The organism is Brucella haematophila, from assembly GCF_005938105.1.
Classification (GTDB): domain Bacteria; phylum Pseudomonadota; class Alphaproteobacteria; order Rhizobiales; family Rhizobiaceae; genus Brucella; species Brucella haematophila.
On sequence record NZ_VCPE01000011.1, the window covers coordinates 170,669 to 196,294 of the forward strand.

Consider the following 25,626-nt stretch of genomic DNA (forward strand, 5'->3'; position numbering starts at 1 on the left):
AGACATATGTTTCACGATGATCCCGGCATTGACCGGGATGATAATAGAGTTGGCTCAGGCAACCTCGGCGGAATCCCCCTGTTCGCCGCCCTTGCTGGCATTTGCGGAAACCTGCGCTACAATCAGCCGGATACCCGCATTTTCGACCATCCGCCGCGCCTCATCGGAAATGCCGTCATCGGTGATCAGCGTGCTGACACGGTCGAGCGGGCAAAGGATGAGGCTGGAACGGCGGGTGAATTTCGATGAATCGACCATCAGGACAAGTTCGTCCGCCTGACCCATCAGTTTCTGTTCGCTCTGGATGATCAGCGCGTCGGATTCCATCACGCCGAGCGGGCTGACACCCTGACAGCCCATGAACATGCGCCGACCGTAAAAATTACGGATGACGTCATTGTCGAAAGGCGAAAGGATCAGGCTCTGGTCGCGGTAGATCGCGCCGCCGGGCACGATCACCGTGCTTTTCGACTGCCGCAACAGATGTTCGGCAATGGCGAAGGAATTGGTCAGAACCTGAAGGCGGCGCACTGTGAGATAATGCACCATCTGGAATGTTGTGGAGCCGCCATTGATGATGATGCTGTCGCCTTCATCGCAAAGCGCCACAGCTTCGCGGGCGATGGCGCGCTTGCGATCACCATTTTCAGACTCGGAAACCTTGAACGGACGCCCTGCCAGACTGCCGAACTGCGGCGGATGGATGGCTTCGGCCCCACCGCGCACGCGCTTGATGCGGCCCTGCATATGCAACGATGCGATATCGCGCCGAAGGGTCGCTTCCGACGCCTCCGTCAATTCCACCAGATCCTGAATGGTGATCACCGGTTTCTCCTGAACAGCGCTCAGGATGATGCGGTGGCGCTCTCTTTCGTGCATGGCTCCTCCTGCTTCCATCTATTCTCATATTGCTGGCGCATGTCAATCATAAACAATCAATAATTCGCACATGCGTGAATTATTTGATTGGTTGTGATTGTTTATGATTGACAGTATTTCGTTTCATGCGTCATATCTGCCGCCAACATGATCGCTCGCGCATGGGAAGGATATGCGCGCTGCGATTGGCCATAACCTGGCATAACTGACTTGGGAGGATGATATGGTGGTCAGCAATCGGCTGCTCGATAATCGCTGGGACGACGCCAAGGCGGCAACGCTGGATGAGCCGGGAAAGCTGCTTTACCGCTCCAATCTGCTCGGGTCTGACAAGCGTATCACCAATTACGGCGGCGGCAACACCTCTGCCAAGGTCGAGGAAATTGATCCGCTGACCGGCGAAAAGGTTCAGGTTCTCTGGGTCAAGGGTTCGGGCGGCGATGTCGGCACCATCAAGCTCGACGGTTTTGCCACGCTTTATCAGGACAAGCTGGATGCTCTGAAAGGCATCTATAAGGGCGTTGAGGATGAGGACCGCATGGTCGGCTTCTTGCCGCACTGCACCTTCAACCTCAATCCGCGCGCGGCATCCATCGATACGCCGCTGCATGGTTTCGTCGCTTTCAGCCATGTCGATCACATGCATCCCGATGCGATCATCGCGATTGCTGCGTCGAAAAATTCCCGCGAGCTGACGGCGGAGATTTTCGGTGACGATATTGGCTGGCTGCCATGGCGCCGCCCGGGTTTCCAGCTCGGTCTCGATCTCGAAGCTTTCGTCAGGGCGCATCCGCAGGCCAAGGGCGTAGTCCTTGAAAGTCATGGGCTTTTCACCTGGGCCAATGATGCGAAGACCTGCTACGAAACCACGCTCGCCATCATCAACAAGGCCATTGAATGGCTGGACCAGAAGACGGCTGGCAAAGCCGCTTTCGGCGGTGCTGTCACACAAAGCCTGGCTGCTGCGGAACGTCGCGCCATCGCAGCGCGGCTGATGCCGGAAATTCGCGGCCTCATCGGCAAGGAAGAGCGCAAGCTCGGCCATTTCGATGATCAGGATGCGGTGCTGGAATTCGTGAATGCAAAGGAACTGCGCCCGCTGGCCGCTTTGGGCACGTCCTGCCCGGATCATTTCCTGCGCACCAAAATCCGCCCGCTGGTCGTCAATTTCGATCCGTCCAAGCCGGATGTCGATGCCATCGTTGCCGGGCTTGAAGACGCGCTGGAAGCCTATCGCGCCGATTACAAGCGCTATTATGAGGCTTGCAAGCACGACAATTCGCCAAAGATGCGCGATCCCAATCCGGTGATTTTTCTGATCCCCGGCGTCGGCATGCTGTCTTTTGCCCGCGACAAGGCGACGGCGCGGATCGCTGGCGAATTCTATGTCAATGCAATCAACGTTATGCGCGGCGCATCCGCTGTGTCCGAATATCAGGGCCTGCCGGAACAGGAAGCCTTCGACATTGAATATTGGCTGCTTGAGGAAGCCAAGCTGCAACGCATGCCAAAGCCGAAAAGCCTTGCCGGACGCATCGCGCTTATCACCGGCGGCGCTGGCGGCATCGGCTATGCCACCGCCGAGCGGCTGGCGGGCGAGGGCGCTTGCGTGGTTCTGGCGGATATTGACGCAGAATCGCTCAAATCCGCTCACGCCAATCTGTCAAAGCGTTTTGGCGCCGATCAGGTTCGCAGCGTCGCGCTGAACGTGACCGACGAAAAGGGCGTCGCAAACGCCTTTGTCGAAGCCAGCGTCGAGCTGGGCGGCATCGACATTCTGGTCTCCAATGCAGGCATCGCGTCATCGGCTCCGGTCGAAGCGACCGAATTGTCGATGTGGAACCGCAATATCGACATTCTGGCGACCGGGTATTTCCTCGTGTCGCGGGAGGCCTTCCGCCTGTTCCGCCGCCAGAAGATCGGCGGCAATGTGGTGTTCGTCGCTTCCAAGAATGGTCTGGCCGCTTCACCCAATGCGTCCGCCTATTGCACGGCCAAGGCTGCTGAAATCCATCTGGCCCGCTGTCTGGCGCTGGAAGGTGCTGATGCCGGCATCCGCGTCAATGTGGTCAATCCTGATGCGGTTTTGCGCGGCTCCAAGATCTGGGATGGCGAGTGGCGTGAACAGCGCGCGGCATCCTCCAAGATCGATGTTTCGGAGCTGGAGGAGCATTATCGCAAGCGGTCGCTGCTGAAGCTCAATGTCCTGCCGGAAGATATCGCCGAGGCGATCTATTTCCTCGCCAGCGATGCTTCGGCTAAATCCACCGGCAATATCATCAATGTCGATGCCGGGAACCAGCAGAGTTTTCCGCGCTGACCGTATAATCAGGACATTCTGGGAGGAACCATGTCCGATCAACGTATTTCGGCGGATTTCATCGCCGAGCATAATTCCGGTTTCGAAAAGGCGCTGAAGAGCGATTATCAGGCGCTGGGTGCGCAGCTGGCACGTCGCGGCATCGAGATCGATACCGTTACCGACAAGGTGGCAAGCTATTTCGTCGCCGTGCCTTCGTGGGGCACTGGCACCGGCGGCACCCGTTTCGGTCGCTTTCCCGGCGGCGGCGAGCCGCGTGGCATTTTCGACAAGCTGGACGATTGCGCCGTCATCAACGAGCTTTCGCGCGCAACGCCGAATGTATCGCTGCATATTCCGTGGGACAAGGCAGACCCGAAGAAGCTGAAAGCCCATGCCGCAGCGCTGGGCCTCGGCTTCGACGCGATGAATTCCAACACGTTCTCGGACGCGGCTGATCAGAAACTGTCCTACAAATACGGATCGCTCACCCATGTCGATGCGGCGGTGCGGGCGCAGGCTGTTGACCACAATCTCGAATGTATCGAAATCGGCAATGCCATCGGCTCCAAGGCGTTGACGGTCTGGCTCGGCGACGGGTCCAATTTCCCCGGCCAGCAGAATTTCACCCGTGCTTTCGAGCGCTATCTCGCTTCGATGGGCGAAATCTACAAAGCGCTGCCCGATGACTGGCGCTTGTTCTCCGAGCATAAAATGTATGAACCGGCCTTCTATTCGACGGTGGTTCAGGACTGGGGCACAAACTATCTCATCGCTTCGACGCTCGGTCCCAAGGCGCAATGTCTGGTCGATCTCGGCCACCATGCGCCCAACACCAATATCGAAATGATCGTGGCGCGGCTGATGCAGTTCGGCAAGCTCGGCGGGTTCCATTTCAACGACAGCAAATATGGCGATGACGATCTCGATGCCGGTTCCATCGATCCCTATCGCCTGTTTCTGGTTTTCAACGAGCTGGTGGATGCCGAATATCGCGGCGTGAAGGATTTTAACCCGGCGCATATGATCGACCAGTCGCACAATGTGACTGATCCGCTGGAGAGCCTCATTTCGTCGGCAAATGAAATCCGCCGCGCTTATGCGCAAGCGTTGCTGGTGGACCGCGAGGCGCTGGAAACCTATCAGCAGGAAAACGACGCGCTGATGGCATCCGATACGCTGAAACGCGCCTATCGCACCGATGTCGAGCCGATCTTGGCCGAAGCCCGCCGACGCACTGGCGGGGCGATCGAGCCGATTGCCGCCTATCGCGCCAGTGGGTATCGCCAGAAGGTCGCAGCGGAACGCCCGGAAAGCAAAAGCGACAGCGGCGCTTTCAACTGACACACTGACTGACGTGAAATAAAGCGCCGACGGAGAAACTTCGTCGGCGCTGGTCTTTTATACCCGGCCGTAAATATCGTCGAAACGCACGATATCGTCTTCGCCGAGATATTCGCCGCTCTGCACTTCGATCAGCACCAGGGGCAGAATGCCCGGATTTTCCAGACGGTGCTTGAAGCCGCAGGGAATATAGGTCGACTGGTTGTTGGTCAGCAGAATTTCCCGGTCGCCATTGGTCACTTTGGCCGTGCCGGACACGACGATCCAGTGTTCGGAACGGTGATGATGCGCCTGTAGGCTCAGGCGGCGTCCCGGCTTGACCTCGATGCGCTTGATCTTGAAGCCGTCGCCTTCTTCCAGCACGGTATAGGTGCCCCATGGACGGTGGGCGGTGCGGTGCAGCTTGGCGGCTTCGTGGCCATCGGCGCGCAGGCGGTTGAAAACCTTGCGCACATCCTGCGCCTTGTCGCGATGGGCGACAAGCAGCGCGTCCGGCGTATCGACGACCAGAAGGTCGTGCACGCCGACAAGGCTGACCAATCGGGTTTCCGACAGAACAAAACTGTTGGTCGTGTCTTCCAGAACGGTTTCGCCGCGCAGGCGGTTGCCATCGGCATCCGGATTAATCAGGTCGGCCATGGCGGCCCAGGAACCGATATCCGACCAACCGCAGGAAACGGGAATGCAAGCGATATTGTCGGCCTTTTCCATGATGGCATAATCGATGGAAATGGCCGGTGTCGCCGCAAAATCTTCTTTCGGAATCTCGATAGTCGTGGTGTCGCCATTGACGCCGCGGCGCGCATGTTCGAGCGAAGCCTGCACGCCGTTGAAAATCTCCGGCGCGTGGGCGCGCATCGCTTCCAGCATGGTTCTCGCGGTAAAGCAGAACATGCCCGAATTCCAGAAATAGCGTCCGCTCTCGACATAGGCCTGCGCGGTTTCCGCATCGGGCTTCTCGACAAAGCGCAGGACATCCACGCCATCCGCCTCGATATAGCCAAAACCCGTTTCCGGATGATCGGGCACAATGCCGAATGTCACGATGCGACCGGTTTCGGCAAGCTGCCGCGCCTTTTGAACCGCTTCCGCAAAGGCGGGTTCGTCTTCGATCAGGTGGTCGGCAGGCATGACCAGTAACGTTGCGTCCGGGCCGTAAGTTGCGGCGGCATGCATGGCCGCAAGCGCCACCGCAGGCGCGGTATCGCGCCCCAGCGGCTCCAGCAGAAACACATTGTCGGTCTTGGGCGCTTTGGCGTCCGCATAGGCGTCGAGCGTCAGAAACAGAAAATCGCGATTGGTGACGGTCAGGATGTGATCGACACCTTCAAGCCGTGCCGCCCGGTTATAGGTCTTGCCGATCAACGTGCTGCCGTCTGGCAGTTCGATGAAGGGCTTCGGGTGGGCATCGCGCGAAAGCGGCCAGAGCCTTGAACCGGAACCGCCGCTGATGATGACAGGAATAAAGCTCATTGCTCAGGCATCCTTTGTTGCGTTGCGGGCGATATCGAGGCCCATGGCCAGAAGTTCAATGGCCTGGTTTTCATTGGCCGCTTCCACATAGCAGCGTAATTCCGGTGCATTGCCGGAAGCGCGATAGTGGACGGCATTGCCGGAATGGAAGAACAGTTTGACGCCGTCAATGGCCTCAGACCGGATGATCGCATCCGTTGCCGGAAACAGCGCCTTGCGCCCGGCTTCATCCTTGAGGATGGCGAGAAATGCACCGCTCTTTTCCTGCGGGACGTTCTGTAACCGGTCGCTGAGCGCGATGCGGAAGTTGAAAGCCGCGCCAATTTCCGCAAGCGGCTTGCCCTGCTCTTTGATCATGCTCAGGCAGGCGAGGATCGGCAGCAGCGCATCGCGGGTCGGCAGTGCGGAAAGCGTGTGGCCATTGCGGGTGCTGTCGCTGCCCAAAAGCACGCCGCCATTGGCTTCGAAGCCTACGATGATCGTTGCGCCTTCGGCCTTGGCGCGTGCCATGCCTTCGATGACATAAGGAGAACCGACGCGGGTTCTGACAACGCGGTCGAAACGCCCGCATTCTTCCAGCGCTGCATTGGAGGTTACTGGCGTGACGATGGTGTCCGCGCCGATCCAGTTTGCGGTGATCGCGCCGACGAGATCGCCGCGCACGAACTGGCCCCGCGCATCGGCAATCAAAGGTCGGTCCGCATCGCCATCCGTGGAAACGATGGCATCAAGGCGGTTTTCCTTGGCCCACTGGTCGAGAAGCCGGATATCTTCCGGGCGCAACGCTTCGGTATCGACGGGCACGAAAATGTCGGAGCGCCCAAGCGCGAGGGTTTCCGCGCCAAGCGCAGTCAGAATATCCGTTATAACATCGCGGGCGACAGACGAGTGCTGGTAGACGCCGACGCGCAGGCCCTTGAGGGCGCCGCGCCCCAGATAATCGATATAACGTTTCTCATAGGCGCTGGTCGCTGTGGCGCTTTCCGCGATGTTGCCGGAGTGCCTTGCGGTCAGGTCTGCGGTCAGGTCTGCGGGCAGGGCGGCGTAGGCAGCGCTGATGGCCTGCTCGTCGTTCTTGTCGATTTCGCCATCGGCCCGATAGAATTTCAGACCATTGCGATCATCGGGGATATGGCTTCCTGTGACCATGATGGAAGGTGCACCTTTCGCCATGGCGTGGAAGCTGAGCGCCGGAGTGGGCAGCACACCGCAACTGACCGGCGTAAAGCCGCCGTCTTCTATAGCCGCCATGCAAAGGGCGGCAATGTCGGGACTGGATGGTCGGAGGTCCCGTCCGACGAAGACCTCCGCTCCATTTTTCAGTTTGCCGCTTTCGGCGAGCATGCGCACGAAGGCGAGTGAATAAGCATAGGCGGGCAAGCCGTTCAGCTCGTCCGCCAATCCCCTGAGACCGCTGGTGCCGAATTTAAGGGAACTGCCACTCATGCCTTCATTCTACCTTCTTGCGAAATTGCACCATCAGGGATGGCCAGATATCTTATAACCTTATCCCAATACAGGACGATCCCTTCAATGGTGCAAGATGTGCATCCTATTGCGGGTGATAATCCTTATAGGCGGGCAAATTCAAATCGTTAAGGCTATCTGCGTTAACGACCGCCCGTGCGACGGCATCCGCCATGACGGTTGCAGCGATTGCGCCGATGGCGGTCACGTCCGCTTCGACATCCTTGGCCTTGCCGGTCGAGAGCGCGAAAATCGTATCGCCATCCCACATGGTGTGGATCGGATTGATCGTGCGCGCAAAGCCGTCATGAGCCATGCCTGCGATCTTTTTCAGTTCAGCCTTGTTGAACGGCACATTGGTGGCAATCGCCCCGATGGTCGTGTTGGCGCCACCGGATTTGACCACGCCGTGGCCTTGCATGATGGCCTGCATCGTATTGCGGAAGCCCTTGCCGTCTTCGCTACGCGCACCGGCCAGGATCTGGCGCGAGTTGGGCGCATAGACATCGCCAACCGCGTTGACGGCGACGATTGCGCCAACCACGATTTCCGTGCCGGGCACCTTGTAGCTTGCCGTGCCGAGGCCACCCTTCATGGCGAAATCCTTGCCGAACATCTTGCCGACCGTCGCGCCAGCGCCAGCGCCGATATTGCCTTCGCCGGAAGCTTCCGCCTTGGCCGCCTTGCAGGCGAGATAACCGGCTTCCTCATCGGGGCGGATCGAAAAATCGCCGACGCCGAGATCCATCAGGATCGCTGCGGGCACGATGGGCACCACGCCGTTGCCGATCTTGAAGCCGAGCTTGTTTTCTTCCAGATAGCGCATCACACCGGTTGCGGCGCTAAGGCCATAGGCGCTGCCGCCGGACAGCAGAATAGCCTGCACCTGCTGCACATAATTGATGGGATCGAGAAGGTCGGTCTCGCGGGTGCCGGGCGCGGAGCCGCGCACATCGACGCCTGCCGAAGCGCCTTCTTCACACAGAAGAACGGTGCAGCCGGTGGGGCGCTTGGTCAGTGTGTGATGGCCGAGCTTGATCCCCGGTACATCCGAAATGCTTCCGCCCATAAGTTCCAGCATGCTCTTTCCTCCCGTGCTCGCTGCTGCTGCCGCGCTAACGACAAAGGGCATTGCTCCCAGCCCTGCAAGCGATTTGCCGAATGTTCTGCGATCCATAAACAGTTTTCTCCTCCATCTGACGCTTCACTCCGAAAGCGCATTTTTTTCGCGTGCGCGCCGCTGGCGCAGCACATCCGCCACGAAGTTGCGCGACAGGGCGTGGTAGAGCGGCTCATTGGAAATAAGCCGCGCCGTCCCGTAACCGAGCATCGAGGCGCACATCAGCGGAATGACATTGTTATGATTGCCGGTCATTTCGAGAATGATGACGAAAGCCGTCATTGGCGCCTGAACGACGCCGGCAAAATAGCCGGCCATGCCGAGCACGGCGGCGAGGCTCGCGCTGGTGCCGAGCACAAGACCGATTGTGCTGCCAAGTCCTGCGCCGACCGAGAGCGACGGTGCGAAAATACCGCCCGGAATGCCCGATATCATCGAGAGCAGACCGGCAACGAATTTTTCAACGAAGTAGAATGGCGGCAAAGCCAATCCTTCGACCGCGCCGCGCGCCTGATCATAGCCGGTGCCGAAAGTTGCACCGCCCGAAGCGATGCCGATAATCGCAACCAATAGCCCGCAAATGCCGGCAAACAACACTGCGTTGCGCAGCGGAACCTTCTGCACATGGCGGCGCACGCGACGTCCGAGATCGAGCGCCAGCGCGCTGAATGCTGCACCGAAAGCGCCGCCGATCACGCCGCAGGCGACAACCAGAACCCAGTCCCTGCCGGTCGTGGCCGTGATGGTCGTCATGCCGAAATAATTGTAGTTGCCGACCAGACCGAGCGAGGCGAGGCCGGCCAGAATAACCGCCGACAGCACCAGCCCGTTGGTGCGCGCCGCATAAGCGCGGCCCATTTCCTCAATCGCGAAAACAATCCCGGCAAGCGGCGTGTTGAAGGCCGCAGCGATACCGGCGGCCGATCCGGCGAGGATCAATCCGCGCGCCTGTTCCATGCCGCCGATCCGCGCCGATTGCAGCATGATCGACGCGCCGATCTGCACGGTGGGGCCCTCGCGCCCGATGGATGCACCGCAAAACAGGCCCACGACAGTGAGCACGATCTTGCCGATGGCAATCCGGATCGACAGAAGCATCGAGCGATCCTGATGGTCGTCGAGATGTCGCGCAGCGATGGCTTGCGGGATACCGCTGCCGCCGGAATTCGGGAACCAGGCGATGGCGATCCACGAACAGGCCATGAAGCCGAGCGGCGTGATGATAAGCGGTAGCCAGGCGCGCCAGAAACTGCCGCCGGTGCCATCTGTCAGCGCCTTGAACCAGTTCTGTGCAATGTCGGCCGCCTCAGCAAAGCCGACGCTTATAATCCCGATTGCAAGCGCGCCGCACCAGAACACGAGCCGCGGTTTCCAAAGCCGTGGCGACATCCACATCACTCTGGAACGACGGATCAACCGAACGCGCTTATACGACTTTCGCATTGTCTCCCCTCGGGGTGGGATTGAAATCGATTTGTGGTCTATCACGCTAATTCTTAGCGGTAACTGAAACTTGTAAGCAAAAGGCTTTCCATTTGGTCATAACCGTGTTACCAGCCGGTGCCAATTCAACCAAGTAAACCCTGATTGTCGCTGCTCCCGGACATATCCCGGAGAGGCGGCTTTTCTTATTCAAAGGAATTGGCAATGGCTAAAATCGTGGAATCGCCCACCGGCGCTCTCGCTCTCACATTCGACGATGTGCTCCTGCAGCCGGGCCATTCCGAAGTCATGCCGGGTCAGGTCGACCTGCGCACCCGCATCGCCAAGGATATCGAACTCAACCTGCCGCTTCTCTCCGCCGCCATGGACACGGTGACGGAATCGCGTCTCGCCATCGCCATGGCGCAGGCAGGCGGCATCGGCGTCATCCACCGTAATCTCACCCCGGAACGTCAGGCCGAAGAAGTTCGTCAGGTCAAGAAGTTCGAATCCGGCATGGTCGTCAATCCGGTCACCATCGGCCCGGATGCAACGCTGGCCGATGCGCAGGCGCTGATGAAAGCGCATGGCATTTCCGGTATTCCGGTCGTTGAAAACGCCACCAAAGGTCCGGGCCGTCTCGTCGGCATCCTGACCAATCGCGATGTGCGTTTCGCGTCCGACCCGGCACAGAAGATCTACGAACTGATGACCCGCGAAAACCTCATCACGGTTCGCGAGAATGTCAATCAGGACGAAGCCAAGCGCCTTCTGCACGCACATCGCATCGAAAAGCTGCTCGTCGTTGACGACAAGGGCCGCTGCGTCGGTCTCGTCACCGTCAAGGATATCGAAAAGTCGCAGCTCAACCCGAATGCCGCCAAGGATGCGCAGGGCCGTCTGCGCGCCGCTGCCGCCACGAGCGTTGGTGAAGACGGTTATGAGCGCGCCGAACGCCTGATCGAAGCAGGCGTCGATCTTCTGGTCGTCGATACCGCGCATGGTCATTCGCAGCGCGTTCTCGATGCCGTCGCTCGCATCAAGAAGGCCTATCCGAATGTCGCCATTCTGGCTGGCAATGTCGCCACCGCAGGCGGCACGCAGGCATTGATCGATGCCGGTGCGGATGCCGTCAAGGTCGGTATCGGGCCGGGCTCGATCTGCACCACGCGTATCGTTGCAGGTGTTGGCGTGCCGCAGCTTTCGGCAATCATGTCGGCAGTGGAAGCAGCCCACAAGCAGAACATTCCGGTCATCGCCGATGGCGGCATCAAGTTCTCGGGCGATTTTGCCAAGGCGCTTGCTGCCGGAGCTGTTGCTGCCATGGCTGGTTCGCTTCTGGCCGGTACGGAAGAAAGCCCGGGCGAGGTCTATCTGCATCAGGGCCGTTCGTTCAAATCCTATCGCGGTATGGGCTCGGTTGGCGCTATGGCGCGCGGTTCGGCAGACCGTTACTTCCAGGCGGAAGTGCGTGACGAGCTGAAGCTGGTGCCGGAAGGCATCGAAGGTCAGGTTGCCTACAAGGGTCCGATCTCGGCTGTGCTGCACCAGCTCGCCGGTGGCTTGCGCGCCTCGATGGGCTATGTCGGCGCCAAGACGCTGGAAGAGTTCCGCGAAAAGGCAACCTTCGTGCGCATTTCCAATGCGGGCCTGCGTGAAAGCCATTCGCATGGCGTCGCCATCACCCGTGAAAGCCCGAACTATCCGGGCGGCATGTAAGATAAATTCGCTTCAATTGAAGCCGACGAAAGCCGGAGCCTCGTGCTCCGGCTTTTGTTTTGATTTGGCGATTGCCTTTTGCCTGTAAGGAAGGCTATGCCGTGAAAGCTAATTATTAAGGAGAAGCAATGCGGCTTGGTGGACGCCTGCAGGCGGCAATCGAGGTTCTGGGCGATATCGAAGCGGGCAAACGCCCGGCTTCCGATGTGCTGAAGGACTGGGGTTCCGCTCATCGTTTCGCAGGCGCGGGCGACCGCGCGGTAATCGGCAACATCGTCTATGACGCACTGCGCCGTAAGCTCTCCATCGCTTGGCGCATGGACGCCGACGATGCGCGCGCACTGGCCTTTGGCGCTTTGCTTGCCGATGGCGGCATGGATATTGCTGCCATTGACGCGGCGCTGGATGGCGACAAGTTTGCGCCTGAAATGCTGGAACAGGCACGCCGTATCGCATGGGAAAGTCGCGATAGCGCTGCCGCGCCCGATTATGTTCAGGCCGACGTGCCGGACTGGTGCGCCGCTTCGCTTCAGGAGCTTTTCGGTGAACGCTGGGTCGAGGAAGGCAAGGCGCTTGCCACCCGTCCGCCGGTCGATCTGCGCGTCAACAGTTTGAAGGCGAAGCCTGAACAGACCCTTGCAGCCCTGGAAAAGGCTGGTGCGGCTCCCGCACCATTTCTGGCGCAGGCATTGCGCATTCCGCCGATTGAAGCGCTGGGCCGTCATCCGAATGTGCAGGGCGAACAGGCCTTTCTCGATGGCTGGTTCGAAGTGCAGGATCTGGGTTCGCAGCTCGCTGCACTTTTTGCCGGAGCCAAGCCCGGCGAGCAGGTTCTCGATTATTGCGCCGGTGCGGGCGGCAAGACGCTGGCACTAGCGGCAGCCATGCAGAACAAGGGGCAGGTGCACGCCTATGATGCGGAGCGTGCGCGCCTATCGCCCATGCATGAGCGCTTGCAGCGCGCTGGCGTGCGCAACACGCAGGTGCATGGCAATCTGGATGCGCTCGATCCGCTCACGGGTCATATGGACCTTGTGCTGACCGATGCGCCTTGCACCGGCTCCGGCACATGGCGGCGCAGGCCGGATGCGAAATGGCGTCTCAACGACCAGCAGCTTGAACGCCGGGTTCAGGACCAGCACGAAGTGCTGGAAGCGGCCAAGCATTATGTGAAGCCGGGCGGGCGTCTGGCCTATGTCACCTGTTCGCTGTTTGCAGAAGAAAATACGCGTCAGGTTGCGCGCTTTCTGGCCGACAATCCCGATTTCACGGAAATGCCCGCGCAAGCGCTGTGGCAGTCGGTTGTGACGGATACCGATGGCGCGGAACCGGTATTTCCATCGCATGGCAGTGTGTTTTCCCCATTGTCCACCGGCACGGACGGGTTTTATGTAAGTGTGATGAAGAAAGCTTCTTAAATCGGGGAATAAATGTCAGCGCATCGCATAGCCGAACCGGATTTCAAGGAACGCGTCGAGGAGAGTTTCGGGCGGCAGGCCGCCATGAAACTGATCGGCGCAGAGCTGACGCGATGCGAACCCGGGATTGTTGAAGTGGAAATGCCGTTCCGGGAGGAACTCACCCAGCAGCACGGCATTCTGCATGCGGGCATGATTTCCGCCGCGCTCGATTCTGCCTGCGGCTATGCAGCGCTGACGCTGATGCCCGCCGAGGCGGCGGTGCTGACCATCGAATTCAAGGTCAATCTGCTGGCGCCCGGCAAGGGCGAACGCTTCCTGTTTCGCGGCGAGGTCACCAAGCCCGGCCGCACGATCATGGTCAGCGACGGGCAGGCTTTTGCCGTAACCGATACGGAAGTTCGTCTCATTGCCACAATGACAGGCACGATGATGGTCGTGCAGGATCGCAAAGGTTTGCAAGGATAGGGCTACAGGGATGTTGAAGACCGTTGCCGGAAGACGCCTGCTTTATGTCATGGCTGCCGATGCCGAATATGGGCGTCATCTGGCCAAGCTCTTCGATCCGCTGATGATCGGCGTCGGCCCGGTTGAGGCGGCGATCAACCTGTCCCGTGCATTGTTCCGCATGGAACGTGACGGCGAGCAGCCCGATCTCGTGGTCTCGCTCGGCTCGGCGGGTTCCGCGAAACTGCCGCAGGCGGAAGTGTTTCAGGTCTCCTCGGTTTCCTATCGCGACATGGACGCTTCGCCGCTTGGTTTCGAGAAGGGGCTGACGCCGTTTCTCGATCTGCCGAAGATGATCAAGCTGCCGTATCAGGTGGAAGGCCTCGCCAGCGCAACGCTGTCGACGGGCGCCAATGTGGTGTCCGGCAAGGTCTATGAAACCATCGACGCGGATATGGTGGACATGGAAACATTCGCCTGCCTGCGCGCCTGCCAGATTCATGGCGTGCCCTTATACGGTTTGCGCGGCATTTCCGACGGTGCGGACGAGCTGCATCATGTCGGCGACTGGACGCAATATCTGCATGTGATCGACGAGAAAATGGCTGTTGCGGTCGAAGAACTGGAAGCGGTGATTGCCGGTGGACTTTTGCCACCTCCTGACAATGGTGTGTCAGGATAGGCCTCATTCCTGTCACTGCGCTGTTGAGGGAAGCGCATATAATCCGTATATGCCCACCACATAAACATTGCATCCTCACCACTTTTTAAATAGATGCTGCACATGAGCACCACGGCACATCCTGACACAATCCTGATCATCGACTTTGGCAGCCAGGTCACGCAGCTGATTGCGCGACGTGTACGCGAAGCCAACGTCTATTGCGAAATCGTCCCGTTCCAGTCTGCGGAAGAGGCATTCCAGCGGTTGAAGCCAAAAGGCGTCATCCTCTCGGGCAGCCCGCATTCGACGACCGACATCGGCTCGCCGCGCGCGCCGCAGGCGGTTTTCGACCAAGGCATTCCGGTTCTTGGCATCTGCTACGGCGAGCAGACCATGTGCGCCCAACTGGGCGGCAAGGTTGAAAGCGGCCATGACCGCGAATTCGGTCGCGCCTTCCTCGACGTGCAGGAAGACAGCCCGCTTTTCGCCGGCATCTGGGCCAAGGGCACCCGCCATCAGGTCTGGATGAGCCATGGTGACCGCGTCACCTCGCTTCCTGACGGTTTCACCATCATCGGCACCTCGCCGAACGCACCTTTCGCGGCCATCGCCGATGAAAAGCGCAAATATTACGGCGTGCAGTTCCACCCGGAAGTCGTACATACGCCGGACGGCGCGAAGCTGTTACAGAACTTCGTTCATCGCATTGTCGGTGTAAAGCCGGGCTGGACGATGGGCGCCTATCGCGAACAGGCCGTCGAGGCAATCCGCAAGCAGGTTGGCAGCGGCAAGGTTATCTGCGCGCTTTCCGGCGGCGTGGATTCGTCTGTTGCAGCGCTTCTGGCGCATGAAGCCATTGGCGACCAGCTGACCTGCATTCTCGTCGATCATGGTCTGATGCGCAAAAACGAGGCGCAGCAGGTCGTGGAAATGTTCCGCGAACATTATAATCTTCCGCTGATCCTCGTGGATGCAGCCGACCGTTTCATCGGTGAGCTGGAAGGCGAAAGCGATCCGGAAAAGAAGCGCAAGACGATTGGCCGTCTCTTCATCGAAGTGTTCGAAGAAGAAGCCAAGAAGCTCGGCGGCGCGGATTTCCTCGTGCAGGGCACGCTCTATCCGGATGTCATCGAAAGCGTTTCGTTTACCGGCGGTCCTTCGGTCACGATCAAGTCGCACCACAATGTGGGTGGTCTGCCCGAGCGCATGAAGATGCAGCTCGTCGAGCCGCTGCGCGAATTGTTCAAGGACGAAGTGCGTATGCTCGGCAAGGAACTCGGCCTGCCGGACAGCTTCATTGGCCGTCACCCGTTCCCGGGTCCAGGCCTTGCCATCCGCTGCCCGGGCGGCATTACCCGCGACAAGCTGGAAATCCTGCGCGAAGCCGATGCGATCTATCTCGATGAAATCCGCAAGGCTGGCCTCTACGATGCCATCTGGCAGGCTTTCGCTGTTCTGCTGCCGGTTCAGACCGTGGGTGTGATGGGCGATGGCCGCACCTACGAATTCGTCTGCGCATTGCGCGCAGTGACTTCTGTCGACGGCATGACGGCGGATTTCTACCACTACGACATGAACTTCCTTGGCAATGCGGCCACCCGCATCATCAACGAAGTCCGCGGCATCAACCGCGTCGTCTACGACGTGACCTCGAAGCCGCCCGGCACCATCGAGTGGGAATAATCCCGCAATAGTCCAAAACAAAACCGCCGGAGTTCAAAACTCCGGCGGTTTTGTTTTGATGGGCTGACAACAATCAGATCAGGGGTATTGCGCGCCGGTTACGGTCAGATAGACCGCATAAAGCGACTTCGTGGCGGCGATGAACAGGCGATTGCGGCGCGGACCGCCGAAGGTCAGATTGGCGACCGTCTGCGGCGTCTTGATCTTGCCGAGAAGCGTGCCTTCCGGCGAGAAGCAATGCACGCCATCGCCCGCGCTGGTCCACAGATTGCCATCCGTATCGAAGCGGAAGCCGTCTGGCAGGCCGTTGTCGATGGTGCAGAACACACTGCCGCCCGTCAGGCGCTTGCCACCATCCACAACGTCGAAGACGCGGATATGGCGCGGTGCGTTCTCGTCGTGGCTATAGGCGCTGTCGGCGACATAGAGCCGGGTTTCGTCCGGCGAAAAAGCCAGCCCATTCGGCTGATGGAAGTCGGTGACGACGGCATCGATCTCGCCGGTCTTCGGGTCGAGGCGGTAGACATTGCGCGATGGCTGTTCGGGGTCTGCCTTGTAGCCTTCATAATCCGCCAGAATGCCGTAGGTCGGGTCGGTGAACCACACGGTGCCATCCGAGCGCACGATGACATCGTTTGGCGCGTTCAGCTTTTTGCCCTGATAGCTGTCGGCCAGCACGGTGATGCTGCCATCATGCTCTGTGCGGGTGACGCGACGGCCGCCATGCTCGCAGGTGACGAGGCGTCCTTCGCGGTCCCGCGTATTGCCATTGGAGAAATTGGACGGGTTGCGGAACACTGAAACGCCGCCGCCGGTTTCGCCTTCAATTTCGCTTCCCGGCACCCAGCGCAGGATGCGCTGGTTTGGAATATCGCTCCACAGCAGGCAGTTCAGGTCGTTGAACCAGACCGGGCCTTCCGCCCAGCGGCAGCCGCTGTAAAGCTCATCCAGATCGGCGCTCGGCACGATCATCTGCTTGAAACGTTCGTCGTGGATTTCGTAGATCGAAACAGTCTGAGACAAGGAAGATACTCCGAGAAATTTTAACGCTCTGCCCGACGGCTGCTGGCGAGGAAGATCACCGCGATGATGGTGAGGCCAGTCAGCACGAGGCGAACACCGGCGCCGAAGCCGTAGGTGTTGAGCATCGAGACTATGAGGAACATGAAGAGAGCGGCACCCCAAATACCGGGGATGTTGGAATCGCCGCCAGCAACCGCCGTACCGCCGATGATGACGACAGCAATCGACATCAGGAGATATTCCGCGCCCATGTTCAGCGCCGCGCCGCCCGAGAAACAGGCCAGCAGGAAGCCGCAGAGCGAGGCGAGTACCGCGCAGAGCAGATAGGTGACGAAGCGGGTGCCATCAACCGGAACGCCTGCCATGCGGGCTGCGAAGGGGTTCTGGCCGATGGCCGAAATCCAGCGTCCATAGATGCTCTTTTTCAAAAGCACCCAGCCGATCAGCGAGAGGATCAGCGCCACGATGGCGACATTGGGAATGCCGAGCGTGGAAGATGTGGTGAATTGCGAAAGGCTTTCCGGCGGCTTCACGCGCAGGCCGCGATTGCTCCAGATGGCGGTGGACTGGATCAGGAAGCTCATCGACAAGGTGGCGATGATGGGCGGAATGCGCAGGAGCTTGATCAGCGCGTAGTTGCAGATGCCAATGGCAAGGCCGATCAGTATGGCGACGGCGAGGCCTGCCAGCACCATGCCGTCCTGCGTATCCATGAGCTTCAGCGCCAGTGTGGCGGCGAGCGTCATGTTGGCCGGGACCGACAGGTCAATATTGCCGGGTCCGAGCGTGATGACGAACATTTGCCCGAGGCCGACGATCACCGAAAAGGATGCGAAGGTGAAGGCTGCATGGGAAAGCCCGTGCGCGCCGGCACCACCGGTGAACAGGATGGTGATGATCCACACCGCAGCCGTCGCGATAAATGACCATATCCACGGACGGCTGGTGACTACAGACATGGCGTTCATTGCTTTTTCTCCCTCTTTTCGAGGCGGTTGAGGAAGAGGCGCAATGCCAGCACCACGATGAGAATGCCGCCCTGCGCGCCAATCTGCCAGTCCGGCGAAATTCGCATGAAGGAGAGGAACGAGCCTGCAAGGGTCAGTGTAAGCGCGCCGATGACGGCGCCGATGGGGGAAACGCGTCCGCCGACGAATTCACCGCCGCCAAGAATGACGCCCGCAATGGACAGCAGCGTATAACGCAATGCGATATTGGCATCCGCCGAGGTGGTGAGGCCGACCAGTGCGATCCCGGCCAGCACGGCGAAGAAAGCGGCCAGCGCATAGGTCGCGGCGCGGATGGCGGTGACCGACCAGCCTGCGCGCTCGATGGAGCGCGTATTGCCGCCCGCACCGCGCATCAGCACGCCGAAGGTCGAGCGCATGACGATGAAATGCGTAACGATGGCAATCACGATGCTGGCAACGATTGCCATGGGGATGAAAGGCGGCTTGGCCGTCATGATCCAGCGCGCCCAGTCTGGCGCCTGTCCACCCGGCGAGGGCAGGAGAAGAACGGCCAAACCGCCCCAGACGAAGCTCATGCCGAGCGTCACGACGATGGAAGGCAGATTGCGCAGATGGATGATTGCGCCGAGCGCCGCATAAGCGGCAATTGCGGCTGCGAGGATCAGCACACCGATAAGGGGAGCCGTGTTGAGGTAGGTCGCCGCAACGCAGACGACAAAGCTCACAAAGGTTCCCATCGAAAGGTCGAGATCGTTGACGGCCATGATCAGCATCTGGGCGATGGTCGCCAGAGCGATAGGCACGGCCAGATTGAACAGCAGGTTCAGCCCCGTATAGCTCATGGCGCGCGGCTGCATGTAGAAGACGGCGGCCAGCAGCAGGACCAGCGAGAATACCGGTGTCAGCAGGCGGATGGAGGAAGAGGAGAGGCGCATTATTCGTGACCTCCCTCAAAAGATGCTGCAAGCACGTTCTTTTCCGTAATGTCTTCGCCGGTCAGTTCCGCAACGATAGCGCCGTCGCGGAAAACATAGACGCGGTCACAAAGTTCGATTTCATCCATCTCGGTGGAGTACCAGACAAAGGTGCGTCCGTTTTCTGCTTCATGGCGCAGGATTTCATAGACTTCCTGCTTGGTGCCGACATCGACGCCGCGCATCGGGTCGTCCATCAAAATGGCGTTGGCGCTGGTCGCCAGCGCGCGGGCAAAAAGCACCTTCTGCTGGTTGCCACCTGAAAGCGACAGGATGCGGTTGCCCATATCCGGCGTGCGGATCTGGATGCGGTCTTTCCACTGGCCGCCAAGCGCGTCTTCGCGCTTCTGGTCAACGAGCTTTGCCGACGACAGCCGGTCCAGCGAGCCGATGGTGAGATTGTGCAGAATGCTCCACAGCGGGAAAGTGCCGTTGAGGCTGCGATCGCCTGCCACGAATGCGATTTCGCATGTGCGGGCCGGAACCCAGTTCGGCCGCCGCGCATAGTAAAGATCGAGCAGCATCTTGGTCTGCCCGTGTCCGGCGAGACCGGCGAGACCGATGACTTCGCCCTTGAATGCCTGAAACGGCTTGATGTCGCTGGCACGCTTGGCAAAGGACAGAACGGGCGTGCCGCTCGCATCGGTCTTTGTAACGCGGCGCGCCGTTTTCTCGCGCTCGACGCTGCCCATGGCTTCGACGAGGCTGCGATTGGTGAAATCGCTGGCCGCACGATTGGCCACGACCTTGCCGTCCTTCATCACGACGATGCGGTCAGAAGTCGTGAGGATTTCGCCCAGCATATGCGAAATCAGGATAACGGAGCCTCCGGTGCCGACGAAACGGCGCACATAGGCCATCAGCTGCGCAGCAATGCCAGCGTCGAGCGAGGAGGTGGGTTCATCGAGAATGACAAGCTTTGGCGCAGTGCCCGGCGCGGTGAAGTTGATGGCGATTTCCACCATCTGCCGCTCGGCAATGGAAAGCTCATCGATGGTGGAAGTGCAGTCGATTTTGTGGCCGGGGAAAATCGCGTCGAGCTTTTTTGCAATCAGTTCGACGGCCTTGCCGCGCCAGCTCGCGCCGGTCAGGTCGCGCTGCATGATGCGGACATTTTCGGCAATGGTGAGGTTTGGAAACAGCGACAATTCCTGAAACACGCAGCGTACGCCATGCTTGCGTGCCATCGTCACGCCATGTCCCGCTTCGCCGTGATAGGAAATGCTGCCCTCATGCGGGGAAAGCCCGCCATTGATGACATTGACGATGGTGGATTTGCCAGCGCCATTATGGCCGACCAACCCCACGCATTCGCCTTCGCGGATCACGAGTTCGGCGCCATCCAGTGCTTTTACCGCACCGAACTGCACGCGAATATTGCGCGCGGCGACGACCTCCTGTTTCTCTGCTGTTTCTGTCATACACTCAACTAACGATTGGACGTTTCCGGCGAAGCCAGCAAAGGGCTTGGCCGTCGGAAAGGCGTCAAAGTAAAGGGACAAAGAAGGGGCGAGGATGAACTCGCCCCTCATGTTTTGGGCCGATCCGCTTATTTCGCGGCGTCGATGACCTTCTGTGCGTCTTCAAGCGCATATTCGACATTGGCAACGCCACCCTTCTGGGTGTTGGCCAGATCCTTGTCGAGCGATTCCTGGCTGACGCTGAGGAATGGAACGACGAGGTCCTTCTTCACTTCCTTGCCGTCAAGAATCTGCTGTGCGACCCAGAAAGCCAGCGTGGACACGCCTGGTGCAATCGAAACCGACATGGTTTCGTAGCCGTTGGCGTCCTTCTGCTGCTTCCACCACTGCAGTTCGTCTTCACGGTTGCCCATGATAATGGTCGGCGTTTCGCGCTTGGCGGCAGCAAAGGCCTGTGCGGCGCCGTAGCCGTCGCCACCCTGCGTTACAACAGCGTCGACTTTCGGCAGGCTTGGCAGGATACCGGCAACGGCGCGCTGCGCAACGTCGGCAGCCCAGTCACCGTTGACCGAACCGACAACTTTGAACTTCGGATGCTTCTTCACGCCTTCTTCGATACCGGCATGGATGTTGTCATCGACCGAAACACCGGCGAGGCCGCGAATTTCAAGCAGGTTACCGCCATCGGGGTAACGCTTTGCGAGATAATCGATCTGGCCTTCGCCCATGGCCTTGAAATCGACTGCGATGCGCCATGCGCAAGGCTCGGTGACAATGCCGTCGAAGGAAACGACGGTGATGCCTGCATCGCAGGCTTCCTTCACAGCACCGTTCAGAGCGGTCGGCGAAGCGGCGTTGATGACGATGGCGTCATAGCCCTGCAAGATCATGTTCTGGATCTGGGCGGCCTGTTCCGTCGCCTGATTTTCAGCGGTCGTGAACGGGTCGGCGGCAGCCACCACACCAGCCTTCACGGCTTCCTTGGTAATCTTGTCCCAGCTTTGCAGCATGGCCTGACGCCAGGAATTGCCTGCATAATTGTTCGAGAACGCAATCTTCTTCGACGAAGTGTCGGCGAGCGCGCTGCCAGCCGCAAGAACGCCTGCCAGAGCCGCAGACGCAAAAAGGATTTTCCCAAGCTTCATTATTTCCTCCCGGTTGCAAATATTCCGCCCCGCAGCGCCCCTGCGCTTCGGTTCGTTTAAACTCGAAATTGGTGCGAAGCCTCCCGCACCGCCGCTCCTCAACGGCACCAACCGCAATTGACGTGATTTCACTCTTGTCTTGCGGGCAATTTTCTGGTGAAGCGAAGATGGAAGAAGCGGCGCGGTCTGTGAAGGCCGAATGCAGCAACTGAGCTGCGGGTTCCCGCAGCAAAATTGCGGTTTCCCGCAAGACGGGCGCAGGAGAACGCGGCGTATTATAAGAGCCTGTTCCAAAAGTCGCCCTGTGTGGCTGCAAATGGCAATTTGAGATTTGCTTTCGCATAATCTGAACCGAAAAGTCTGCAACTTTTCGGGATTATGCGAGGCTTCCGGTGCTCACGTACCCAAAAGTACGCTCCGCTCCGGTACTCGAAAATCACCATTTTCGCACACACATGCCGCTTTTTGATTCAGGCTCTAAGTCTCGTACAGATGAGCGTAACTTGCGTTTGGAGGAGAAACGCTTGGCCGAACTCGCGCCCAGACAGCAGGATAGCAAGCACGATCACCGGCAGGCCGAAAGCCTCCTTGATCATTACCTGAATATTTCCCGTCTTCTGGCGGGGCAGCTCGATTTCGATTCCATCATTCAGGCGGTGGCGGCAGAGATTGCCTGCATCTTGCCCTATGATCATCTCGACGTCTGCATCAAGATGCTCGATGGTAAGTTCCACATTGCCTATGAGGCCGGTATTGCGACCGCCTGGAGCCGCAATCCGCCAGCGCTTTTGTCTGGCAGTCCGATCCGTACCCTGTTGTCCGGCGAGGCGGGATATCTCCTGACCGACGATGCGCGCACCGATCCGCGTTTTCATTTCGAAGGGTCATTTTCCAGCCCGATCATCGAGCATGATCTCAAGGGCCGCGTCCATGTTCCGCTCAAGGCGCAGGGCGATATCATCGGCGCGCTGAGCTGTTCCAGCCTGACGCCTGCCTGCTATTCCATGCGCGACGTTGAAAACGGGCAGTCGATCGCCGATCTTCTCGCGCCTTACTTTTTCGCCATTCGCGCCGCCGAGCAGGCCAAGCGTTCGGCCATTGTGGAAACGGAAGCCCGCGCCCGCGAGGAGGGCTTGCGGTCAGGTGCGCTGAAACTGACCGAGGCCTTGGAAACCGAACGGCACCGCATCGGCATGGATTTGCATGACCAGACGCTGGCCGATCTGACCCGGCTTGCTCGCCACGTCGAGCGGCTCACCCGCGCACCGGATCTTTCCGGTGAACAGCTGGAGCCGCTGTTTCGCGGTCTCCAGCATTGCATGCGCGATCTGCGGCAGATCATCGAGGAGGCCAAGCCCTCCATTCTCCAGTTATTCGGTTTCGTTCAGGCCACGGAAAACCATCTCGACCGTTCGGTGCGCGACAGCGATGCGGCGATTGAATGGACGCTGGACGACCAGAGCGACGGCATGGCCGACAGGCTGGAAGAAACGGTGGCGACATCGCTGTTTCGCATCGTTCAGGAAGCGATCAACAATGTCATCCGCCATGCTCATGCCAGCGAATTGCGGGTGAAGCTGAGCGACCGGAGCGGGCGGCTTCTGGTGGAAGTGATCGATAATGGTATCGGGACGGACCGGCCAGCCCAGCGTCCCGGATCGGTATCGGAACTGACGCCCGAACTCACCCCCGAACTTACATTGGGTCACGGCATCGACAATATGCGCACCCGCGCGCGGCTGATTTCAGCAGGTTTCGCCATCCGAAAAAATGCGACAGGCCCGGGAACCAGTGTAACGGTGCTTTTGCCGCCGGAAATGTGCAAACCGATGAATGGAGAGAGTGATGCAGGTTCTGATCGTTGAGGATGACCCGCTGCATCGCACTTATCTGGGCGAGGCGGTACGGGCGGCACTGCCGGAATGCAGCGACATTTTCGAGGCTGGAAACGGGTCGGCGGGCGAGAAACTGGCGCGCCAGCATCGCGATGCGCATATCGTGATGGATTTGCAGATGAATGGTCGCAACGGCATTGAGGCGGCGCGCACGATCTGGAAGGAAAACCCCGAAACCCGCATCCTGTTCTGGTCGAACTATGCCGATGAGGCCTATGTGCGCGGCGTGTCGCGCATCGTGCCGGAAGGTGCGGCCTATGGTTATGTGCTGAAATCGGCCTCCGACGACAAGCTGCGGCTGGCGCTGCGCAGCATTTTCGTTGAGGCGCAATGCGTCGTCGATCGGGAAGTGCGCGGCTTGCAGCAGAAGAGCCTCAGCCATGCCAGCGGCTTTACCGAGAGCGAATATGAAATCCTGATTGATATCGCGCTGGGCCTGACAGACAAGATGATTGCGCGCCGTCGCAATCTGTCGCTGCGCAGCGTTCAAAATCGTCTACAGCAGCTTTATGAAAAGCTCGGCGTCTATCAGGAAAAGAGCGATACCGACGAGGGACGGTTCAATTTTCGCGCCCGCGCCGTGACCGTGGCGCTGTTGCGCAAATTGTTGAATTACAGCGCACTGGAGCGTGCGGAAGCCGAGCTCAACGAATGGCTGAGCCGACAATCCGCTTAACGCGGATTACGTCCAGAAGTAACGCACGAAGTGAAAGAACACCGGCGCTGAAAAGACAAGGCTGTCGGCGCGGTCGAGCATGCCGCCATGGCCCTCGATCATGTGGCCCCAATCCTTGACGCCCCGGTCGCGCTTGATTGCCGAGGCCACCAGCCCGCCAAAAAAGCCCATGACGCAAGAGACCGCCGCCAGCGCGCCCGCCTGAAGCGGTGAGAAAGGCGTCAACCAGGCAAGCCCTGCGCCGAGCAGTGATGCACTGGCCACGCCGCCGACAAAGCCTTCCCAGGTCTTGGAGGGCGAGATATTCGGCGCGATGCGATGCCTGCCGAACAGTTTGCCGAACACATATTGCAGCACGTCGCTGCCCTGCACAGTTGCGACCAGAAAAGCGATCAGCAGCAGTTTTTCACTGTCATAGCCGGGGATATCCAGCGTCATCAGCGCCGGAACATGGCTGATGCAATAGACCGACAGCATGATGCCCCATTGCTGTTCGCTGATGCGTTCGAGAAAGCGCGACGTATCGCCGGAAAGCGCGGTCAGCACTGGCATGGCGAGGAAGCAATAGACCGGGATGAAAATCGAATAGAGGCCATACCATTCGATCCAGATCAGATAATATTGCACCGGAATGACCAGCAGAAACATGCCGAGCAGGATGCGGTGGTCGCTGCGGCGGGTCTGGGTCAGCGTCACATATTCGCGCAGCGACGCGAAGGAGACGAGCGCGAACAAAATGATCACGCCGCCTTTGCCGAAAAGGAAGGCAATGCACATGGCCGCGACCATGATCCACCATGCCTTGATACGGGCATTGAGGTTGACCAGTGTGGATGAAAGCGGCTTCGGCGCGCGCCAGGACAGAACGGCGGCGACGAGGCTTGCTGTTCCCAGAACGCCCATAAGGCCGATGAATAATTGGGTTGTTTCGCTCATGGGCGGTTCCCGTTTCTGGGCTGTATATCGAGAAGTTGCTGGCGGGCTCGCGTCAGAAATTCCTTGCGGTCCTCGCCGTCGCCAAGTTGCACCGGCGCGCCGAAAACGACACGGCACAGCAAAGGCACCGGCAGGGCGGCGCCTTTCGGCAGCACCCGCGACATGTTCTCGATCCAGCAGGGGACGAACTCGACATCGGGCCGCGCCAGCGCGAGATTGTAGAGACCGGAGCGAAAACGCAGCAGCGGCTCGTCCGTCATGTTGCGTGTGCCTTCCGGGAAGATGATCAGCGAATGGCCATCGGCCAGCGCGGTCAGCATCACTTCCATCGGGTCTTGCGTGCGCTCCACCCAGTTTCGTTCAACCAGAACCGTGCGCAGCAGCACTTCGGCCATGAATTGCCGCACGCGATTGGCGCGCCAGTAGTCTGCGCCCGCCACGGCACGGGTGCGCGCCCGTTCCTCCTGATCGAGGCAGGAGGCAAGCAGGATGAAATCGCCATGGCTGGTGTGGTTGGCATAATAGATGCGCTGGTTGCGCGATGGCCCCGTGCCGCTCCAGATCGGTCGCACGCCGGTGATGCCGCGTGACAGGATGGCGAGCAACGAGCCGAACAAAGATTGCACCTGATGACGAATGATGGTGCGCAT

21 protein-coding genes are annotated in these 25,626 nt (G+C 59.4%); 9 read left to right on the top strand and 12 right to left on the bottom strand.

The features are described 5' to 3' along the window. Nucleotides 1-54: 54 nt before the first annotated feature. Complete coding sequence (locus tag FGI60_RS17055) at nucleotides 55-879, bottom strand: DeoR/GlpR family DNA-binding transcription regulator (protein WP_138786216.1); 825 nt, start codon at nucleotides 877-879, stop codon at nucleotides 55-57. A gap of 223 nt (nucleotides 880-1,102) precedes the next feature. Between FGI60_RS17055 and FGI60_RS17060 the strand changes: the two genes are divergently transcribed. After that, a complete protein-coding gene (locus tag FGI60_RS17060; RefSeq protein WP_138786217.1) occupies nucleotides 1,103-3,199 on the top strand; it encodes a bifunctional rhamnulose-1-phosphate aldolase/short-chain dehydrogenase in 2,097 nt (698 codons plus the stop codon). Between the two features lie 30 nt (nucleotides 3,200-3,229). Continuing rightward, complete coding sequence (gene rhaI / locus FGI60_RS17065; protein WP_138786218.1) at nucleotides 3,230-4,522, top strand: L-rhamnose catabolism isomerase; 1,293 nt, start codon at nucleotides 3,230-3,232, stop codon at nucleotides 4,520-4,522. 57 nt (nucleotides 4,523-4,579) lie between these two features. Here the strand turns inward: rhaI and FGI60_RS17070 are convergent, their stop codons facing one another. From FGI60_RS17070 to FGI60_RS17085, 4 genes are all read right to left on the bottom strand, one after another. Continuing rightward, nucleotides 4,580-5,995 carry a mannose-1-phosphate guanylyltransferase/mannose-6-phosphate isomerase gene (locus FGI60_RS17070; RefSeq protein ID WP_138786219.1) on the bottom strand — a complete coding sequence of 472 codons (1,416 nt, stop codon included), beginning with the start codon at nucleotides 5,993-5,995 and terminating at the stop codon, nucleotides 4,580-4,582. Between the two features lie 3 nt (nucleotides 5,996-5,998). Next, the gene (locus FGI60_RS17075) at nucleotides 5,999-7,441 is read right to left on the bottom strand and encodes a phosphomannomutase (RefSeq protein WP_138786220.1); all 1,443 of its coding nucleotides are present in this window, start codon (nucleotides 7,439-7,441) and stop codon (nucleotides 5,999-6,001) included. A gap of 106 nt (nucleotides 7,442-7,547) precedes the next feature. Further along, entirely contained in the window at nucleotides 7,548-8,639 is a 1,092-nt protein-coding gene (locus FGI60_RS17080; protein WP_078338163.1) for a P1 family peptidase, read from the bottom strand. A 27-nt stretch (nucleotides 8,640-8,666) separates the two neighbouring features. After that, a complete protein-coding gene (locus FGI60_RS17085; protein WP_138786221.1) occupies nucleotides 8,667-10,025 on the bottom strand; it encodes a chloride channel protein in 1,359 nt (452 codons plus the stop codon). A 204-nt stretch (nucleotides 10,026-10,229) separates the two neighbouring features. On the opposite strand from FGI60_RS17085, the gene guaB reads away from it, so the two are divergent. The 5 genes from guaB to guaA all read left to right on the top strand — a co-directional run bounded on the left by guaB (nucleotide 10,230) and on the right by guaA (nucleotide 15,935). After that, nucleotides 10,230-11,723 (top strand): IMP dehydrogenase, encoded by a 1,494-nt coding sequence (gene guaB, locus FGI60_RS17095; protein ID WP_138786222.1) that lies wholly within the window; start codon nucleotides 10,230-10,232, stop codon nucleotides 11,721-11,723. A 128-nt stretch (nucleotides 11,724-11,851) separates the two neighbouring features. Beyond that, nucleotides 11,852-13,141, top strand: coding sequence for an RsmB/NOP family class I SAM-dependent RNA methyltransferase (locus FGI60_RS17100; RefSeq protein ID WP_138786223.1), 1,290 nt, complete (start codon nucleotides 11,852-11,854; stop codon nucleotides 13,139-13,141). Nucleotides 13,142-13,153: 12 nt separating this feature from the next. Further along, complete coding sequence (locus FGI60_RS17105; RefSeq protein WP_078338159.1) at nucleotides 13,154-13,609, top strand: PaaI family thioesterase; 456 nt, start codon at nucleotides 13,154-13,156, stop codon at nucleotides 13,607-13,609. Nucleotides 13,610-13,619: 10 nt separating this feature from the next. Beyond that, the gene (locus FGI60_RS17110; protein ID WP_138786224.1) at nucleotides 13,620-14,270 is read left to right on the top strand and encodes a 5'-methylthioadenosine/S-adenosylhomocysteine nucleosidase; all 651 of its coding nucleotides are present in this window, start codon (nucleotides 13,620-13,622) and stop codon (nucleotides 14,268-14,270) included. Nucleotides 14,271-14,372: 102 nt separating this feature from the next. Continuing rightward, entirely contained in the window at nucleotides 14,373-15,935 is a 1,563-nt protein-coding gene (gene guaA / locus FGI60_RS17115) for a glutamine-hydrolyzing GMP synthase (protein ID WP_078338405.1), read from the top strand. A gap of 78 nt (nucleotides 15,936-16,013) precedes the next feature. Here the strand turns inward: guaA and FGI60_RS17120 are convergent, their stop codons facing one another. The 5 genes from FGI60_RS17120 to FGI60_RS17140 all read right to left on the bottom strand — a co-directional run bounded on the left by FGI60_RS17120 (nucleotide 16,014) and on the right by FGI60_RS17140 (nucleotide 21,469). Then, a complete protein-coding gene (locus FGI60_RS17120) occupies nucleotides 16,014-16,907 on the bottom strand; it encodes an SMP-30/gluconolactonase/LRE family protein (RefSeq protein WP_138786256.1) in 894 nt (297 codons plus the stop codon). Nucleotides 16,908-16,978: 71 nt separating this feature from the next. Beyond that, entirely contained in the window at nucleotides 16,979-17,926 is a 948-nt protein-coding gene (locus FGI60_RS17125; RefSeq protein WP_138786225.1) for an ABC transporter permease, read from the bottom strand. Beyond that, nucleotides 17,923-18,864 (bottom strand): ABC transporter permease, encoded by a 942-nt coding sequence (locus FGI60_RS17130; RefSeq protein WP_138786226.1) that lies wholly within the window; start codon nucleotides 18,862-18,864, stop codon nucleotides 17,923-17,925. The genes FGI60_RS17125 and FGI60_RS17130 overlap by 4 nt, the downstream gene beginning before the upstream one ends. Next, nucleotides 18,864-20,324: a sugar ABC transporter ATP-binding protein gene (locus FGI60_RS17135; RefSeq protein WP_138786227.1), complete on the bottom strand. Its 1,461-nt coding sequence runs from the start codon at nucleotides 20,322-20,324 to the stop codon at nucleotides 18,864-18,866. The genes FGI60_RS17130 and FGI60_RS17135 overlap by 1 nt, the downstream gene beginning before the upstream one ends. 128 nt (nucleotides 20,325-20,452) lie before the next feature. Continuing rightward, nucleotides 20,453-21,469 (bottom strand): ABC transporter substrate-binding protein, encoded by a 1,017-nt coding sequence (locus tag FGI60_RS17140; protein WP_078338154.1) that lies wholly within the window; start codon nucleotides 21,467-21,469, stop codon nucleotides 20,453-20,455. 524 nt (nucleotides 21,470-21,993) lie between these two features. Here FGI60_RS17140 and FGI60_RS17145 point away from each other — a divergent pair. Together FGI60_RS17145 and FGI60_RS17150 are read left to right on the top strand one after the other, a co-directional pair. Next, nucleotides 21,994-23,334: a GAF domain-containing sensor histidine kinase gene (locus tag FGI60_RS17145; RefSeq protein ID WP_374843566.1), complete on the top strand. Its 1,341-nt coding sequence runs from the start codon at nucleotides 21,994-21,996 to the stop codon at nucleotides 23,332-23,334. After that, nucleotides 23,315-24,040, top strand: coding sequence for a response regulator transcription factor (locus tag FGI60_RS17150; protein ID WP_078338152.1), 726 nt, complete (start codon nucleotides 23,315-23,317; stop codon nucleotides 24,038-24,040). Before FGI60_RS17145 ends, FGI60_RS17150 begins: the two co-directional genes overlap by 20 nt. Before the next feature lie 6 nt (nucleotides 24,041-24,046). Here FGI60_RS17150 and FGI60_RS17155 read toward each other — a convergent pair whose 3' ends face one another. Both FGI60_RS17155 and FGI60_RS17160 read right to left on the bottom strand, forming a co-directional pair. Then, entirely contained in the window at nucleotides 24,047-24,976 is a 930-nt protein-coding gene (locus FGI60_RS17155; protein WP_138786229.1) for a phosphatidate cytidylyltransferase, read from the bottom strand. After that, entirely contained in the window at nucleotides 24,973-25,626 is a 654-nt protein-coding gene (locus FGI60_RS17160) for a lysophospholipid acyltransferase family protein (RefSeq protein WP_138786230.1), read from the bottom strand. The genes FGI60_RS17155 and FGI60_RS17160 overlap by 4 nt, the downstream gene beginning before the upstream one ends.